Here is a 16,828-nt window from a genome sequence, read left to right on the forward strand (position 1 = left end):
TGTAACTGTTTTAGTTACAGGTTAGATACAGAAAGACCATCTTCGCTTAAGTACGAAGCTGATCTAGCACATCCTGCAAAGTTTGTGCGTGTAGCTGTGCTTCCATTGCCTGCCAAATAGATGTATACACATCTTCCAAAGTATGTTGGATTTCTCGTCCCACTGCACACGCTGGATTTGGCTCATCATGAATTGCAAAAAGCTGTTCTGGCCCATCGATTGCTTGATAAATTGCTAAAAGTGTTAAATTCTTTGGCTCCACTAAAAGCTCGTACCCCGCAACCCCGGAATGTGATAAAAGTAATCCTGCCTTTTTCAGAACACCAATCATTCGTCTTACGACCACTGGATTTGTATTTACACTCCCAGCGATAAAGTCAGATGTAAGTAAGCTTTTATCAGATGTTGTAGCAATTAGCGAAAGAATATGGATCGCCACCGAAAATCGACTGTTCACCATATGTATCACCACCTGTTGTAACCATTATAGTTACAGGTAAGTAAAAAAGCAAGCACTTTGTTTTTCACTACCTGTCTTTATTTTTACGTTTCTTCATGTCATTATACATACAACTTAGATTTTATTTACATATATCACTAGCTCCTGTCGTATTTGCCCATTGTCCTCATAAAAATCTAAATTATGAAATTCATATTTAAAATGACCTACCGGAAAAGTCACACTTTCTCCCTGTACAGCCGCAAGTATACCTGCCACATCGTGTGAAACCATGTGTAATAATTCATCGCCCGTGATTGAATCTAGAAAGATTACGTTCATAAAAAACACCTCCACAGCTATTATAGCTTAGAAGGCGCTTACATTTATAGTCTTTCTTTATAGCCTTTCATACGAATTTCTTCAATCACTTGCATCATGTCGAAAAGTTGTTGCCGGGATAAATGGGAAGTGTGAGCGTCCTGCGCCTTTTGCTCGGAAACCATTTTTCGTTCTAGATGATTAGACTGTTGGGGATTATCTTCCACTTGAAGTACTGTTGTTTTCTTCACCATTTCACCTCTACCATAAATTTGACCGACATTCCATTTCAAATCATGCTAACAATCCCACAATTACTATAATCAAGTTCCTAGCAATCAGTCATCCAACTGCTAGCCTATTTAGTAAAACATATATTTTGACCTACTTATTGAGCCTAAAAAACAGCAGCCAAACTGGCTGCTGCTTATGTTAGACCGCAATCGGCGCTTTAATAGCGGGATGTGGGTCATAGCCCTCGATTGATAAATCCTCAAGCTCGATATCAAAAATCGAAGTTTTATTTGGATTGATGTGTAATGTCGGTAGGTCCTTTGGCTCCCGAGCAAGCTGTTCTTTTACTTGTTCTACATGGTTCGCATAAATATGAGCATCCCCAATGCTATGAATAAATTCACCCACCTCTAATCCACACTCATGTGCAATTAAATGAGTTAACAATGCGTAAGAAGCTATATTAAAAGGACAGCCTAATAAAGTGTCTAAGCTTCTTTGCATAAGCTGACAGCTTAATTTGCCATTAGATACATAAAATTGGAACATAACATGACATGGTGGCAATGCGGCTTTACTGCCCTTCGCACCTGCATTGATTACATCCTCAGGGTTCCACGCATTGACAATAATCCGACGTGAATCTGGATTATGCTTTATTTGATGAATGACATCCTGTAACTGGTCGATGCTTTCCCCAGTAGAAGTTGACCAATGACGCCATTGCTTGCCATAGACATTACCAAGCTCTCCATATTTTTGAGCAAAATCATCATCGGCTAAAACACGCTCACAAAAAGAGGCTAACTCTTGTTGGTACATGGTATTAAATGCGTCATCGACTAAACAACGTCGACCAAAATCGGTCATATCCGGGCCAGTATAATCATCTGATTCCACCCATCTTTTAAATGCCCATTCATCCCAAATATGATTATTATGTTGCAATAGATAACGGATATTCGTATCCCCTTTAATGAACCATAACAATTCACTCGCGACAAGCTTAAAAGGTACGCGCTTTGTCGTTAAAAGTGGAAACCCTTTGCTTAAATCAAAACGCATTTGATAACCAAAGACGCTATATGTCCCCGTCCCAGTTCGATCCTCTTTTTTCGTGCCATTTTCTAATATATGTTGTAGTAAATTTAAGTACGCCATTTCTGGATGCGTCATTTTTCTTCAACAGCTCCTTCCAGTTTGCTGTTGACCATTATACCATTTCATCCCGGATTTTCGTATGAAGAAATTATTTCATTGTAAGCCTGAATGAGAGGAAGAGTTCTTCAGCTCTCTCGAAATCTCATTCTCTGTCGTGACAAAAAAGGTAGGAAGCAAAATAATATTTAATAAAACAGGGCCTACAATCACTAATAAATCGATGCCTGGACTAAAATATAGACCGAATGCTGTAATCAGCCCCGAAAAAACAAGGAATACAATTTGCGCAACAATAATCATGATTGGCAATGATTGATACATGTAATTTAGCTTACGGAACTGATGTAAATTGGCTGGATTGTCGATGACTTTCCTTTTTAACCGTCTCGATAAAATAAAACAAGCAAGCAATTGAACCACCATAAAACTAAAATAAATGACCGCATAAAGGATAAATGGACGTTTCTGTATCGTACCATCAAAATGACCGACTCTTTGGTTTAATAAATCATTAACGGCTCCTTCATACACATATTGACGTTCACTTAAAAAAGGAAAAGGCTCCATAAAACCGAGTGCTGCCCAATCCTTCGTATTCACCGTCCAATTCGATAATTTACTCGCTAAAATTTTCAATTGAATTGGATCTTGCTCGCCAAACATTCCTACCAAAATACTATAAGGAATGGCTACTTTTAGCTGTCCATCTTGTTTTTCTTGAAATAGATCCTGAATGTAAAAGGTATAGGATACATCTGATTTATTGGTATCGTAACGAGCCTCTTCAATTTCCCAATGGCTGGCTAGGGATGCTTGAATGCCATTTCTCATCTCCGTATATGGGATATCTTTATGTAATCTCTTTGGAATTTTATAAACAAAATGGTTATCACTACCGATTAGACAAATTTCAACTTCCACTTTATCTTCTTTAACCATCTTAGCCTTCGTGGTCAATGGGCTCGTAATCAACGCAATCAAGAAAAAAAGTATCAGTGTTAAAACGCCTTTTTTCACGTAAAAGTCCCCCTTTTCGTCATAATTATTAAATTTACACTATCATAGCCATGTCCGAAAAAACTATTTCGTCATTCCGAAAACGCAATAGTGGTTTTCCGAAAGCCTATATTTCGGTATTCCAAATTTATCAATAATTAGCGATAATATATAGGAGTTTATTATCATCTAACAAACAGAGGTTTCATAATGAAAAAATGGACATATGGTATTTTTCTTACCTATTTAATGCTCGGCACCTACGTATTAGCGATTGCCATAAAAACACCTTTTATTAGTCTCACCCTTGATACGACAAACGGGCAAGCAGCTATTATGGATAGCTACTATCCTTCCTGGGCTTCTCAACAAAATATTGAACAGGGTGATATTGTTCTAGCCATTGATGGGCAACCTTCCTGGGAAAATCGCTCTGTGCAATTATTCTCACTAATTAGAAGTGCCAAACAACTAACTATCCAAAAGTCTGATGGGACGATTCAAACAGTTGATGTGAGGCATATAGATATGCCAGAAGAATTATATTTGCAAATTCTATTCCCGATTTTCTATTTTCTTCTCGCTTTCGGTGTAGCTATTTATTTATGGCGACGCAACAAGGATAACCCTCCAACATTTTTATTGACGTTATTTTTATTAACCTGCTCCTTGGCCTATATTAGTACAGGGGCATCAGCAAGGGGCAATCTCATTGGCCAAGTAGTTATTGGTATAGGTATTATTTTATGCATGTTGCTTTTCATTCATTTTTTACAGCACTTTTTCCATTATCTTCAAATTCAATGGACTTATATGGACAGCAAGTGGCTGTATTTTTCACCATTCATCATCCCAGGTTGTTACTTATTGGAAGGCTTAAAACCGTCATTCCGAGAGATTACCCCTCTCCTGAACTTAGGTATATTCGCCATCCTTGTGCTATATGCTATTTATATTTTATTAACGAGTTATTTGCGCACAAAATTGGCTAAAATTCGGTTGATTGCCATTGCCTTTATCATTCCGTTTTTACCATTTCTGATGTTTTTCGTGACACCTGAAATTTTAGGGCATAAGCCGTTATTACACGCTGACATAGCCTCGTTATTTTTATTATTTATACCTTTTTCATTTCTGTTCATCCAAGTGAACGAACGATTATTTGATATTGAATACCAATTATCTCGATTACGTTATTATTCGACTCTGGCGTTTTTCAGTGCTCTCCTACTGACGACAGGTATAGCTCTTTTGTTTATGGGACAATTATCCATAGTGCATGTTACAAGTATTTTTTTACTAGTTTTCATGGTGATGATGGCTAGTTTTTATATAAAGGAACGTATTGATTTTAAGTATCGAAAAATTATTTTTTCTTCTACTGGAAATTATGTACATAATTTATATGCCGCCGTTCAACGTATGGGGAAGGCTAAAAATCAACAAGATTTACTGGAGCGCTTTAAGTATGAAATCACCGAAAAGCTAGGCACGACAGCCTTCAACATAAGCATAGTCACAGAAGATACACCTGCTCCCCTTCTCGAAACCCACTATACTCAATTGCTGCTACATGATGCAGGTGACGAAAAAATAGTGTTAGAAATTAAGCATGCGCTACAAAAGGAAGAACTGCTGTGGCTCGAGCTACTTGCACTATATGTTTCAATGTCTATTAATAATTTACAGCAAATTGAAGATTTAGTACTTGAAGTTCAACAAATGAAAAATACGAGTGATACACCCCTTCCTTGGCTTGATAAACTATTATGGAATATCATTGAGAAGGAAAAGAGTATTTTAGCACAGGAACTACATGATACGGTTTTGCAGGAGCAGCTACATTTAGCAAGAGAACTTGATGTCCTCGCTGGCACCCCTATAATTCAAAGGGAAACCATTTTGGATATTCGTGAACAGCTCCTGAATGCCACAAAGGATTTACGGGAATATTGTGAGAATTTAAGCCCGCCCCTATTGGATACCTTTGGCTTACAAATGGCCTTAAAAAAATTAATTCAAAAGGTAAAAATACGAGCCAATTTTTTAGTAAGCTCTCAAATTGAACGAGTAGAATTTAAGGATGTCACACTCCATCTAGTCGTCTATCGCCTAGTACAGGAGCTATTAAATAATGCGATTAAACATGCCAATGCCACAGAAGTGTCTTTAATCCTTCAAGCGATACCTCAAGGCTTTATTCTTCAATATGATGATAACGGTGTAGGCTGTAATATAGAGGATTTAATTCAGTCTTCCGCTTCTATGGGCATCAATGGAATTCGTGAGCGTGTCCGTGCCTTTAATGGGGACATTACCATCCAATCTAGCCATAATGAAGGAATGCATATTTTTATTCAAATACAAGAGGACGGGGATTCATATGATGAACATACTTATTATAGATGACCATCCTGTCGTTTTAGATGGTACAAAAACATTGTTACAGGATTTAGTCAATGTCCAGATTGAAACCGAACAGGATAGTACAGCAGTTATACGAAGAATGGATACAGAAGCCTTTCAGTTATTTCTTATTGATATTAACATGAAACCCATCAACGGTATCCAACTTGCCGAAATGATTAAGAAAAAACAACCAGATGCCCTCATTATTTTATATACAGGCTACGAGCTTTCTGATTATTATGAGCTATTAATTGAGAAAAAGATCGACGGTTTATTATCAAAGCTGGCAACCAAAGAGCAAGTCATTCAAACCATTCAAGCTGCCCTTCGTGGTGAAATTTTACTGGCGGCAGACTTCTTAGACTTTGTCCAGCAACGCTCTAACTTGCCGAATAGCCGCCAGGAAGTATTGCTCAGTGATAAAGAACAGGAGATTTTACAGCTCGTGGCTCAAGGCTGTACAAATAAAGCCATTGCATCTGCCATCGGTGTTACCCAAAGAACCGTTGAGAATTATTTGTCCAAGCTATTCGTTAAATTAAACGTTGAATCTCGTGCGGAGGCAGTGATTGTTGCAAAGGAAAAGGCATGGATTGACTAATGCTAGAAGATCGTTTCATTACTAATAGATTACAATTGTAAATTTTTTCTTACTAAAAACGGAATTTACTGGATATACAAACAATTCTGTACTATAATAAAACTAATAATTACATTACTTCATTGCTACGATTAAAAACGAGTATTCAAAGGGAATACGCTTTTTATATGTATTGAAGAAATTGATTGTTGAATTTTTTTGGGAGGGTGTTTACATGACACAAGGGACAGTAAAATGGTTTAACGCAGAAAAAGGTTTTGGCTTCATCGCAGTGGAAGGTGGCAATGATGTATTCGTACATTTCTCAGCTATCCAAACAGATGGCTTCAAAACTTTAGAAGAGGGCCAAAAAGTTGAATTCGGCGTAGAAGAAGGCAACCGTGGACCTCAAGCAACGAATGTAGTGAAACTATAATATTCACCTCACATAGACGAGCAAATGAAAAGAGACATCCTTAAATTGGATGTCTCTTTTTTCATGTTCTCGTAGTAAGACTTATGATGGCAATATACAACGGGTATCCCCCAAGCATGACCAACAGGATAAGTCCTTGCACTGGGACTGGCATATCTCCTCGATGTGAAATAGGAAACAGATAGGCAAAAATCATTGTGAACATCACAGTATACGGGAACCATAAAATCATTGTTGCATAAACCCATCGACGATGCCCAAGCCATGTAACTGAGAGCCTATACATAAATATCGTCGCTACAATAAGCCCCACTAATTGAACAATAAGAAGGAAAAGATCCAACTTATCCCCTGCCCAGCCCGTAAGTCGTAGTAGTCGATAATAATTGAGTTGTAAGGCCATAGATAGAAAGAAAATCAAACCATACAGCAGACTAACCATATTCAATTTTAGAAAAAAGGACATCTTCATCGCAATTTTCCTTTCATAAGTATGGCTTAGCTTGAATACTTCGAAGCACGCCATCTATCTGAATGAGTTGCTCCCTCATTTATTTAGGAGCGGGGTCCTGTTGCAAATAAGAAAAGGAGTTCCTACGCATAAGAATGCAAGCCTGCAATCACTAGATTAACAAACACTTGGTTAAACACGATGATACCGAAGCCAATAATGGCAAGCCATGCTGTTTTCTCTCCTTCCCAGCCTTTGGATAAACGGAAATGAAGAAAGGCTGCGTAAAATAAAAAAGTAATCAATGCCCAAACTTCTTTAGGGTCCCATCCCCAGTAACGACTCCAAGCTATTTGTGCCCAAATCATGGCAAACAACAGTCCACCTAATGCGAATAACGGGAAGCCTATGACAACTGCTCGATAGGAGATTTCATCCATTAATTGTGGCTGTACGCGACTTGTCCATGGCTTTAATATGGCACTCACCGATTTTCTTGTGACCAGACGAATGGCAGCATAGAGGACCGTACCAATCATAAATGCCCAGACAATTGAATTGAACTTTTTAGCATCTATTTTATTTGTCATTTGGATGAATCCAACCGCATCACCAGTTTCTGTGACCGCTCCTTTATTCACAATCAAGGGTTTCATGGAATAGATTACTTTTTCTGACTGACCTTGAGCATTTTCGAATTGTACCTGTACGTCATCCGCTGCAAGGCTGAAAAAAGTCGAAATGCCGATAAATCCAATTACGACAACCAAGCAATACAAGACGAATTCTAACGAATATGTACTGATGGATTTTTTGGAAACATCCAATGTTTTTAATAAAAATATTAATCCAGTGGCAAAGGACACCGATAAAATAGCACTGGAAAAAGCGACGGTCATCACATGTATAGTTAACCAGTGACTTTGTAAAGACGGAACGAGTGGTGACACTTCTTTTGCGAAAACGCTTCCATAGCCAAGAATGATTAAGGACACAGGAATTGTAAATAAGCCCACAACAAGTTGCTTGTATAAAAAATGGATGATGAGATAACTCCCTGTGAGCATGATGCCAAAGAACGTCATAAATTCGTACATATTGCTGACGGGTGCATGTTCTACAGCTACCCATCTCACCACAAAATAAACGAGCTGTAGGACAAAGGCAACAGAGGTAAGGAGTATACCAAACTGACCAAACATCTTCCCCTTCGATTTGACAGCAAGTCCTAATGGCACAATGGCAATCAGTAATAGGATGAAGGCAAAAAATAAGGCATTACTACTAATGGCTAATAAGGTTTCTTGATTCAACGGAATCCCTCCAACGTCTTTTAATACGGAATTTGCTTCCAAATAATAAGAACGCTTCGGATGACAGGAAGTGCCATAATTTCCTTTTAAATTTTTTTATTTTTAAGAATTGTTACATTTTTATGACGAAACAAATCATAAGATATTTGACAAGGTCTTGTTTATCTGAAGAAACGGTCATATTCTAACCATAAAAGACATTCATCCTTCCATGAAAAATAGCAACAGGCACAATGGATTGACCTCATTCACGAATTATTGAAAGTAAGCAACAAAAAAGCGGCTATCCACACTGCTGGCATAGGATGGGCTTATCTAGTTCAGCTATAGGGGCAGTAAATAAACAGGTACGTTACCTCGACAGTCAATTTCTTCTAGTAAAGCGCGGAGGCTGAACCAATGGTGAACCCTATTAGGTATAACAAAACGAGTTGAAAAAGAGTGATGATGAAAAGAAGTATGATGCGTAAAGTATTAGGAGGTTTAACAAAAAGGATATGAAAATACTGGATAGGAGCCATAATTATATAGGCTTTATGAAGGAAAACATTGTAAAAAAAACAGGTCGCTGGGTGAAATTCTTTTAAACATGAATCACCGATAGACATGGGGATCATCATGGTAGCACCAAGTAACGCTCTACCATGCTCCAGGAAAGTTAGAAAATAATACACCAAAGACGTGAGGCTATATAGAAAACTTTGTGATGAGTAGAACCCACTAGCTTTCTTCCGAAAAAATAATTGTTAATAATTGGAACTAAAACACGATTTAATAATGGCATGCCTCTATCTACATCTTACAAAAAATTGTATTATAAGTCTATTTCTTTTTCATTTCCCATGGGAAAATAATAGTGCGCACAAATGACATAACGTTATGTTTCACAAGCTGGAGGTTAAAATGAAACAAAATATTTATGACAATCCTGAATTTTTCAATCAATACAAGGCATTACGTCAAAGACCAACTAATTATAATCGTCTTTTAGAGCAACCTACCATGAAGTCTTTACTGCCACCTTTAACGAATTTACAAGTACTCGATATTGGCTGTGGCATGGGAGAATTCGCCCAATACTGTATCCAACACCACGCCAAGCATGTGACTGCTTTGGACGTATCAAGCAATATGCTATCCATCGCTCAGTCAGAAAATGCACATCCACAAATTGATTATAAACTACAAGCTATTGAGGATTATGAAGCATCCGCCAATCGTTTTGATTGTATCACAAGCTCACTTTCGCTTCATTATGTTGAAAATTTTGAGGCAGTCATTGGTCAAATAGCCCGAATGCTACGTCCAGACGGCGTTTTTATTTTCTCAGTGGAGCACCCGATTGCTACCGCTCGTCGAACGACGGAGGATAATTGGATGTATGATGAACAAGGTAAACAGCTACATTATGCAATGGATCACTACCAAGAGGAAGGCATAAGACAGCAAACATGGCTGGTGGAGGGAGTGGTCAAATATCATCGCACGATTGCTACCATCATCAATACATTAATTGATCATGGCTTATCAATTGACAAAATTGTTGAACCTCATCCAAGCGATGAAGCTATTCAACAGCTACCTTCTATTGAAAAGGAGCTTCGCCGACCATCCTTTTTATTCGTAAAAGCAAAAAAATAAATGCAAGCCTCACCCTACTACTGTGGTGAGGCTATTTTTACATAAATAATTTCCGGGTCACCGTCATCAAGGTTTTCAATAACGCCGCTTTTGACAAACCCTAACGTCTGAAATACATTTTGCATCGTTGTATTAGACTGATTCGTAGAGGAAAAAACCTTCAACGTTGTGGACGTTTTTACATAAGCATTAATTAATGCAGAGGCTATACCTTTTCTTCGCTCTGATGGCTTAACCATGACCAAGGAAATGAAATCATAGCCAAAAAAGTCCTGAGTAAAAATTAAGAATCCTGTAATATCATCAGCAAAATGGTGAAGCAGACAACGTTTCTCCTCGATCGCTTGCTGAATTTCATCACTTCTGGATGAATTCCCAATCACCTCATGATCGATTGCACATAGTGCCTCCAAATGCTCCAACCTTGCCACTTTTATATCGCTCAAATCTCCACACCCTCCATATAATAACTCATGACCTTAAGCTCTTCGCCAAAGCCAATCGCCTGTTTACCCTCATCTACAAACCCACATTTTGCATAGAGTGCTTGTGCCGCTACATTTGGAATATTAACGCCTAGTACTAGCTCGTTAATGGATGGAAAATGCTGACGAACAAAGGTTGGTAACAATTGTAGAGCTTCCTTAGCATAGCCCTTGCCCTGTTCATGATAATCGGTAGAAAATGAGCGAATTAATAATGCCTGTTCATTCGAGGAATAAGGCCTCACTCCTTCTTTTTCATGTAACACAAAAAAGCTTACTAGCTTATCTCCATCTAAAGCTAAAACAGCATGTCTACTGTCATCCGACTTAGCAAGTTCAATGCTATCCTTTGGTGACTTTGTATAACGAAGCTGCTCTTCTGTAATGGTATATTGCTCTACTAACGATTGAGACTTGTCCTCATAAAGCATTAAAGTCAGAGCCATCAAAACTCCTCCTCGTAGAGAGCTGTAAATTCATAATCCCCCTCAACAAGCTGCTGTAAATATTCATCAAACGAAGAGGCAATGACTTCAAAGCCATCGGGATCATGGACATATCGAACCACTTGCCCTATTTGGCCCCTTTCAGTTGGCGAAAAATCAAGATACAAACTAGATGTTCCTCCATTATTCATGCAATCTGCAAAACATAATCGCTCATTCAACGGTACATGCATATTAATCTTATTATCTATGTCCACATACTCTAAAAAGTCCTGATAACGCTCAAAAATTGTGTCACGCTGATGTTGAAAATCTGCTAGGATTTGTTCAACTGACTTTAAATAATACGGGTATTCTCCCAAATCAGAGCCTAGTACAAGCACACTGATAGTTTCTTTTCCATGCTTGCAATGATAAGTGCCGTTGACATCCTGTAGTAGTTCAATTAAGGATTGCGGACTATTAGGAAATATTTCTAGTAAACTTTCAATTTGTGCATCTGAGGCACCTTGTGCCTTCTGTAATTGTTGTTGCTCCTCCTGCGGTAAAAATTGTAGTAAATTTTTAAAATAGGCTGTATGCACTGCCATTCCTTCCTCTCTTAAAAAATATTCCCCGAAATTGGTAGACATGGTACAATTTAAGCATTCTAATTAAAGGAGTAGTGCCTGTGAGTGCGAAAAATGTAGTAGACGCTAACGTTTTGCTATCAATCTAGGGGTTGTAACAATACTTGCAGCCCTTATTAAAGGGAGAATAATACATGGAACATTATGTAAAAACATTTTTAACGGGTCAATTAATTACTTTACAGCAAATGGCCCCCGCTGATTTAGAATCATTTGTAGCCATTGAAAGTGAAACAAAATCTTTACTCCTAGCCAATGATGAAATTCCCTTTCCCCAAACTATGGAGGACCATTCCACATTCTTCCGTTCTATCAGTGGAAAAAAAGATGAATTCTTCTTTGGTATCTATGAAAAAGAGACTCAGCAATTAATTGGTTCCTGCGGTGTTTTCGCCGTTAACTGGCAAAACAGCACTTGCTCTGTAGGTATTTCAATTGGCCAGCAATGGCAAGGAAAGGGCTATGGCACGGATGCTATGAAAACACTTATTGAATTCATTTTCCAATACATGGCTATCCAAAAAATCAAGCTGCAAGTCTTTAGCTTTAATACGGCAGCTATTCGCTCCTATGAAAAATGCGGCTTTACTAAGGAAGGGCATTTACGAAAAGAAATATTCCGCTTCGGCACCTTCCATGACATATTAGTATTTGGTCTATTACGTTCTGAATGGACACAAATCAAATAGTAGCTGTTCCCCAAGGGAGATACATAAATCTTGTCTTCTTTGGAGTTCTCCTAGATTTAACGAATCGGCATAACACGTTGCCCCACAGACACATTGTTGTTTTGCCCAACTGCCTCAGTAATAGTCCTTTAAAAAAACCTTCACTGGTTGTCTGTCAGCCCTTTTGCCATACACGTTCTACCTCTACTAAAGTTAGCCCACGGAAAGATAATCGATACACATCAGGCATAGACAGCCTTTGCCAAAAATCATAACCATATTGGGCATCAAAGGATTGCATCATCAGCACCATAATATTGCCATGCGTACCAATAACTAAGCTGTCATGGGGGTGAGAAAGAATGATGGATTGTAAGCTCTGTATAGCACGCCTCATTGCCTGCTCATTAGATTCCCCACCTGCCCACGCAAAACTTGGTTCTTGCCAAACTCGTTGTATCGCTTCCTGAAAATCTTCCATCGTTCCATTGGCAAGCCGTCGTTCTTTTAGTGCATCCACTATTTTAATTGGCACATCATGATACTTAGCAATACCCTGTACTGTTTGAATGGCTCTTTTATAAGGGCTCGAATATATCGCATCGATTCGCTGATCGTTCAATAAGGCTGTTACTCGATCCACATCCCTAATCCCTTTTAAGGATAGCGGACGGTGATACTCATCCTCTGAATAATCGGCATGTGCATGTCTCACAAAATATAATTCGGTCATTCCTGTCAGCTCTATTCATCATTTGCTGAATCAAGGTAAATGAATCTTCCAAATACGCTCTTGCAATTGTAATGTAAAGGCCTCTATATAGCGTTGGCTACCTACATAAATTTCCAGTTGGGCAATCTGCCTATCGCTTCAGGAATACTATTCGGTCATAAACCTATATAATACATGCGCTTTGAGCAAATCACCTTCAAGGGATTCATCATAGTACTGCTTTTTTTTGGAAATTTTTTTCGCTATATGTAATGGCATATAATGCATCCATACGGACTCCAGCACTCATTCCTATCATTAACAGCATTTCCTCTGATGAAAATGCCTGCTTTCCATCATTTTAAAAATGGAGGGTAGGCTTCTTTTTTGTTAAAGGAAATCTTCTACATAACTAAAATGAATGGAGGTTGACTGGATATACATAATGGATGGTTCCTGTAAAAGGCTCCTCCTACTAGTGAAATAGAAAAGAAACGACAGAAGCTAGCATTTTCAGCATGCACCTCCCCACCTCATTCCACCTTCTATTATTCCATTAATTTCAAAGATTCTCAATAATTCTCCACACACAATGAAATGTCCCCATTTCTAAACAACATCAAAGCTAATTTGATAAAATGTGACAAGATACGGATAACGCCATGAATTGTTAGAAAATTCAATATCAAATAACAACTTTTTTCATAGTATAAATGGTTTAAGCCCCATCTTTTTCACACTTAATTTTTTCTAAATAAAAACATGAAAATAACCCCAATAACTTCTTATTTAGGGTCATAATACTTAGCTAATATTTAATAAATGGTTTTTTATCAGAAACTATTTTACTATTAGGTAAAAATAGTTTGTTTTTTACTTTGCAGGATGAAGGTCCCTATCTGTGACTAAATTACGAATTTGATTTACGATACACAATATGACATTTTTTTTAATATAAGTGATATACAATGAAAAAGTTGAATCGAGGTCATAGGGAATTAATTTTATGAATAAGGATAAAAAATTAGGAGGAAAATATCTTGGTAAACTTATTACTTAAACAATTCTTGAAGGCGGAAATTGAGATCAAACGTAGAATTATGTATAAAAAAGCAAAGGATCTTGGTTTCACTCACCCGGCTGTAGTAGATTACAGTCAAGAATTGGACGTCCTACTAAATAGATATTTAAAACAAGCACAAGCTTCCTAATCATAACGAGGCATATAATAGAAGAAAGTATAGATATGGGTAAAGCCAAACCTACATTATTCTGGCTGGTTTTATCTTTGCATCATGCTAGCACAACCTCTCTTATGTATAGATCCAAAAAAAGTAGGCGATGTTTTGGATAAGAAGACATTTGGAGGTTGAATAATGCATGTATTCATCTTAACTTTTATGGTTGTTTCCAAAATATTATTGCCACCCCAACATTCAGTAGACCTTACGGCACCCACACTTTGCACACCAACTGAAATAAATACACTATATCAATACCCAAACAACCAATTTCAATCGTTTCGTGATGAGGACGAATTTTATCAGCAACTAAATCGTACAATTTACGAGGAATATCCCCATGCTTCATGGAATATTCGGCAAAAAATAGCCTATAGAGATATAGCGGAGGCGATGGAAAGCTTTTATTTAAAAACCAATAGTAAACAAGAAACAATAGACCTCTCTCAACATACTTTTGTTCATCCCAATCGACAAGTTTATTTTTTAGCATCTTTTCAGCACAATACCGATGAGACCTATCGAAAATTTCTAATCATCGACGCTGAAACACAAACCGTTTTACTTGGTCAATCCCAATTCCAAGAGAGGACCAAGGACCTTTAATTCATTGTATGCATCGCATCTAGATTCTAGTAGTCATTTCAAAAAAATAGAAATTATTTTTTTAAAAGCTTGCTCTGAATAGTAAATCTATTCAAAGCAAGCTTTCTTTTATAAGCTCTTTTGTTTGATGGCTTCTGTTATTTCTTTCATTAATTGTGATACTGTATATTCAACAGAGGCTTGTTGTCCGTGTCTACGGACGGAGATGTTTTGATTGGCCGTCTCCCGATCACCGATAACAATGATATAGGGTATTTTATGCAATTGTGCCTCCCGAATCTTTTTACCGAGCTTTTCCTGACGATCGTCAATTTGCACCCTAATTTGCTCATGTTGCAGGGCTTTTACTACTTGCATGGCATAGTCTTGATGTGCATCCGCTACTGCAATGACTTGCACTTGTTGCGGTGCAAGCCAAATGGGGAACGCCCCTCCAAAGTGCTCAATGAGAATACCAAGGAAACGATCAATGGAACCAAACACCGCACGATGGATGACAATCGGTCGAACTTTTTCATTGTGTTCATTAATGTATGTTAAATCGAATTTCTCAGGTAGCTGGAAATCGAGTTGTACTGTGGCACACTGATGACTTCGTTGAATAGCATCTTTAATATGGATGTCGATTTTAGGTCCGTAAAAAGCGCCATCCCCCTCATTAATTGTATAGTCGATGCCTAAATTTAACAGAACATTTTCAAGCGCCTCTTCTGCCTGATCCCATAGCGCCAATTCTCCCATATAGTCATCTGGACGTGTCGATAATTCAACCGTGTATTGGAAACCAAATACGTCGTACACCTCATCAATTATGTTTAGTGCCAATGCAATTTCATCCTCAATTTGCTGAGGTGTAGCAAAGATATGTGCATCATCCTGACAAAATGACCTAACACGTAACAATCCATTCAGCGCTCCGCTAAATTCATGTCGATGCACTTGCCCGAATTCCGCCATTCGTATCGGTAAATCTCTGTAAGAATGTAGGTTATTTTTAAAGATTAGCATATGTCCTGGGCAGTTCATTGGCTTTAAGGCAAAGCTTTGATTATCCACCTGCGTAAAGTACATATTATCTTTATAATGATCCCAATGACCTGACTGTTCCCATAAACGCTGATTCATCATTAGAGGCGTTCTTACTTCCTGGTAGTCATATTTTGCTTGTAAATTTCGTAAATAGGATTCCAGCTCATTACGTAAAATTTGACCGTTTGCTAAATAAAAGGGCATTCCCGGTGCTTCCTCTGAAAACATAAACAATGACAGCTCTTTGCCCAGTTTACGGTGATTTCGCTTTTCAGCTTCCTCTAAAAACACGAAGTATTTTTGCAGTTCCTCTTTTGTAGCAAAGGCAACCCCATAAATACGTTGTAGCATCTGATTGTTGCTATCGCCTCGCCAGTATGCACCCGAAACATGCATTAATTGGAAGTGTTGTAATTTCCCCGTAGATGGAACATGGGAACCTCGACATAAATCATAAAATTCCCCCTGCTCATAAATTGTCACGGTTTCATCGGCGGGAATAGACTCCAACAGTTCCAGCTTTAACGCATCATGAACAAATAGCTTCTTGGCTTCATTCCGTGAAACCTCTCGTCGCTTGATCTGCACATTTTCCCGCACAATTTGTTTCATCGTTTTCTCAATCTGTTGTAAATCACTCGGTGTCAGTGTATCCGCAATGTCAATATCATAATAAAAGCCGTTTTCAATCACGGGTCCTACCCCAAACCGTGCATGGGGGTATAGCCGTTTGACAGCCTGTGCTAACAAATGGGCCGTTGAATGACGAATAACCTCAATCCCTTCCTTAGAGCTTGCATCATACAATGTAATTTGAGCATCTTCCATAATCGGGCGCGTCAAATCAACGATGGTTCCATTAACACTCCCCGCGACTGCCTTTTTGCGAAGCTCAGGACGAATCGCTTGGGCAATTTCGGTAAGTGTCACGCCTTTTGTAAATGCTTGCTGTTGACCATCTGGAAATTGAATGTGAATAACTTGATTTGACATGTTCTCGACTCCTTTAATTTTTATCAATTTTGCTCTGG

19 protein-coding genes are annotated in these 16,828 nt (G+C 38.2%); 7 read left to right on the forward strand and 12 right to left on the reverse strand.

From position 1 onward, the window contains the following. Positions 1-46: 46 nt before the first annotated feature. The 5 genes from ACOZBY_RS11830 to ACOZBY_RS11850 all read right to left on the reverse strand — a co-directional run bounded on the left by ACOZBY_RS11830 (position 47) and on the right by ACOZBY_RS11850 (position 3,172). On the reverse strand, positions 47-460 hold the full coding sequence (locus ACOZBY_RS11830) for an Rrf2 family transcriptional regulator (protein ID WP_031419864.1): 414 nt from the start codon (positions 458-460) through the stop codon (positions 47-49). A gap of 114 nt (positions 461-574) precedes the next feature. Next, positions 575-781, reverse strand: a complete 207-nt coding sequence (locus ACOZBY_RS11835) for a thymidylate synthase (RefSeq protein ID WP_198695974.1) — start codon at positions 779-781, stop codon at positions 575-577. A gap of 44 nt (positions 782-825) precedes the next feature. Further along, a complete protein-coding gene (locus ACOZBY_RS11840) occupies positions 826-1,053 on the reverse strand; it encodes a hypothetical protein (protein ID WP_230584398.1) in 228 nt (75 codons plus the stop codon). A gap of 139 nt (positions 1,054-1,192) precedes the next feature. Further along, positions 1,193-2,170, reverse strand: coding sequence for a thymidylate synthase (locus tag ACOZBY_RS11845; protein ID WP_012294318.1), 978 nt, complete (start codon positions 2,168-2,170; stop codon positions 1,193-1,195). Positions 2,171-2,248: 78 nt separating this feature from the next. Further along, positions 2,249-3,172: a hypothetical protein gene (locus ACOZBY_RS11850; protein ID WP_325881996.1), complete on the reverse strand. Its 924-nt coding sequence runs from the start codon at positions 3,170-3,172 to the stop codon at positions 2,249-2,251. Between the two features lie 189 nt (positions 3,173-3,361). Here ACOZBY_RS11850 and ACOZBY_RS11855 point away from each other — a divergent pair, with 189 nt between their 5' ends. The 3 genes from ACOZBY_RS11855 to ACOZBY_RS11865 all read left to right on the forward strand — a co-directional run bounded on the left by ACOZBY_RS11855 (position 3,362) and on the right by ACOZBY_RS11865 (position 6,576). After that, complete coding sequence (locus tag ACOZBY_RS11855) at positions 3,362-5,560, forward strand: ATP-binding protein (protein WP_422762400.1); 2,199 nt, start codon at positions 3,362-3,364, stop codon at positions 5,558-5,560. Continuing rightward, positions 5,535-6,161, forward strand: coding sequence for a response regulator transcription factor (locus ACOZBY_RS11860; RefSeq protein WP_012294315.1), 627 nt, complete (start codon positions 5,535-5,537; stop codon positions 6,159-6,161). Before ACOZBY_RS11855 ends, ACOZBY_RS11860 begins: the two co-directional genes overlap by 26 nt. Positions 6,162-6,375: 214 nt before the next feature. After that, positions 6,376-6,576, forward strand: coding sequence for a cold-shock protein (locus tag ACOZBY_RS11865; protein ID WP_012294314.1), 201 nt, complete (start codon positions 6,376-6,378; stop codon positions 6,574-6,576). Positions 6,577-6,637: 61 nt separating this feature from the next. Here the strand turns inward: ACOZBY_RS11865 and ACOZBY_RS11870 are convergent, their stop codons facing one another. After that, positions 6,638-7,048 carry a hypothetical protein gene (locus ACOZBY_RS11870; RefSeq protein ID WP_422762401.1) on the reverse strand — a complete coding sequence of 137 codons (411 nt, stop codon included), beginning with the start codon at positions 7,046-7,048 and terminating at the stop codon, positions 6,638-6,640. Positions 7,049-7,170: 122 nt separating this feature from the next. After that, entirely contained in the window at positions 7,171-8,340 is a 1,170-nt protein-coding gene (gene ccsB, locus ACOZBY_RS11875; protein WP_031419871.1) for a c-type cytochrome biogenesis protein CcsB, read from the reverse strand. Between the two features lie 903 nt (positions 8,341-9,243). On the opposite strand from ccsB, the gene ACOZBY_RS11880 reads away from it, so the two are divergent. Then, positions 9,244-9,981 (forward strand): class I SAM-dependent methyltransferase, encoded by a 738-nt coding sequence (locus tag ACOZBY_RS11880; RefSeq protein WP_036161554.1) that lies wholly within the window; start codon positions 9,244-9,246, stop codon positions 9,979-9,981. 17 nt (positions 9,982-9,998) lie between these two features. On the opposite strand, the gene ACOZBY_RS11885 is transcribed toward ACOZBY_RS11880, so the two are convergent. Genes ACOZBY_RS11885 through ACOZBY_RS11895 form a run of 3 tightly spaced genes read right to left on the reverse strand, consistent with a single transcriptional unit; the run spans position 9,999 to position 11,502 of the window. Further along, entirely contained in the window at positions 9,999-10,427 is a 429-nt protein-coding gene (locus ACOZBY_RS11885) for a GNAT family N-acetyltransferase (RefSeq protein WP_036168127.1), read from the reverse strand. Next, on the reverse strand, positions 10,424-10,912 hold the full coding sequence (locus ACOZBY_RS11890; RefSeq protein WP_036168123.1) for a GNAT family N-acetyltransferase: 489 nt from the start codon (positions 10,910-10,912) through the stop codon (positions 10,424-10,426). The genes ACOZBY_RS11885 and ACOZBY_RS11890 overlap by 4 nt, the downstream gene beginning before the upstream one ends. Further along, positions 10,912-11,502, reverse strand: a complete 591-nt coding sequence (locus ACOZBY_RS11895) for an SMI1/KNR4 family protein (protein ID WP_232900940.1) — start codon at positions 11,500-11,502, stop codon at positions 10,912-10,914. The genes ACOZBY_RS11890 and ACOZBY_RS11895 overlap by 1 nt, the downstream gene beginning before the upstream one ends. 173 nt (positions 11,503-11,675) lie before the next feature. Between ACOZBY_RS11895 and ACOZBY_RS11900 the strand changes: the two genes are divergently transcribed. Continuing rightward, entirely contained in the window at positions 11,676-12,230 is a 555-nt protein-coding gene (locus ACOZBY_RS11900; protein ID WP_036168120.1) for a GNAT family N-acetyltransferase, read from the forward strand. A 154-nt stretch (positions 12,231-12,384) separates the two neighbouring features. Here the strand turns inward: ACOZBY_RS11900 and ACOZBY_RS11905 are convergent, their stop codons facing one another. Beyond that, positions 12,385-12,942, reverse strand: coding sequence for a histidine phosphatase family protein (locus ACOZBY_RS11905; RefSeq protein ID WP_031419699.1), 558 nt, complete (start codon positions 12,940-12,942; stop codon positions 12,385-12,387). Between the two features lie 1,019 nt (positions 12,943-13,961). On the opposite strand from ACOZBY_RS11905, the gene ACOZBY_RS11910 reads away from it, so the two are divergent. After that, positions 13,962-14,132: an aspartyl-phosphate phosphatase Spo0E family protein gene (locus ACOZBY_RS11910; RefSeq protein ID WP_025117185.1), complete on the forward strand. Its 171-nt coding sequence runs from the start codon at positions 13,962-13,964 to the stop codon at positions 14,130-14,132. A gap of 165 nt (positions 14,133-14,297) precedes the next feature. After that, on the forward strand, positions 14,298-14,768 hold the full coding sequence (locus tag ACOZBY_RS11915) for a hypothetical protein (RefSeq protein WP_036161549.1): 471 nt from the start codon (positions 14,298-14,300) through the stop codon (positions 14,766-14,768). 108 nt (positions 14,769-14,876) lie between these two features. Here ACOZBY_RS11915 and thrS read toward each other — a convergent pair whose 3' ends face one another. Then, the gene (gene thrS, locus ACOZBY_RS11920; protein ID WP_422762402.1) at positions 14,877-16,790 is read right to left on the reverse strand and encodes a threonine--tRNA ligase; all 1,914 of its coding nucleotides are present in this window, start codon (positions 16,788-16,790) and stop codon (positions 14,877-14,879) included. Positions 16,791-16,828: the final 38 nt, after the last annotated feature.

The organism is Lysinibacillus sp. NPDC056220 (assembly GCF_049315265.1).
GTDB classification, from domain to species: Bacteria; Bacillota; Bacilli; order Bacillales_A; family Planococcaceae; genus Lysinibacillus; species Lysinibacillus pinottii.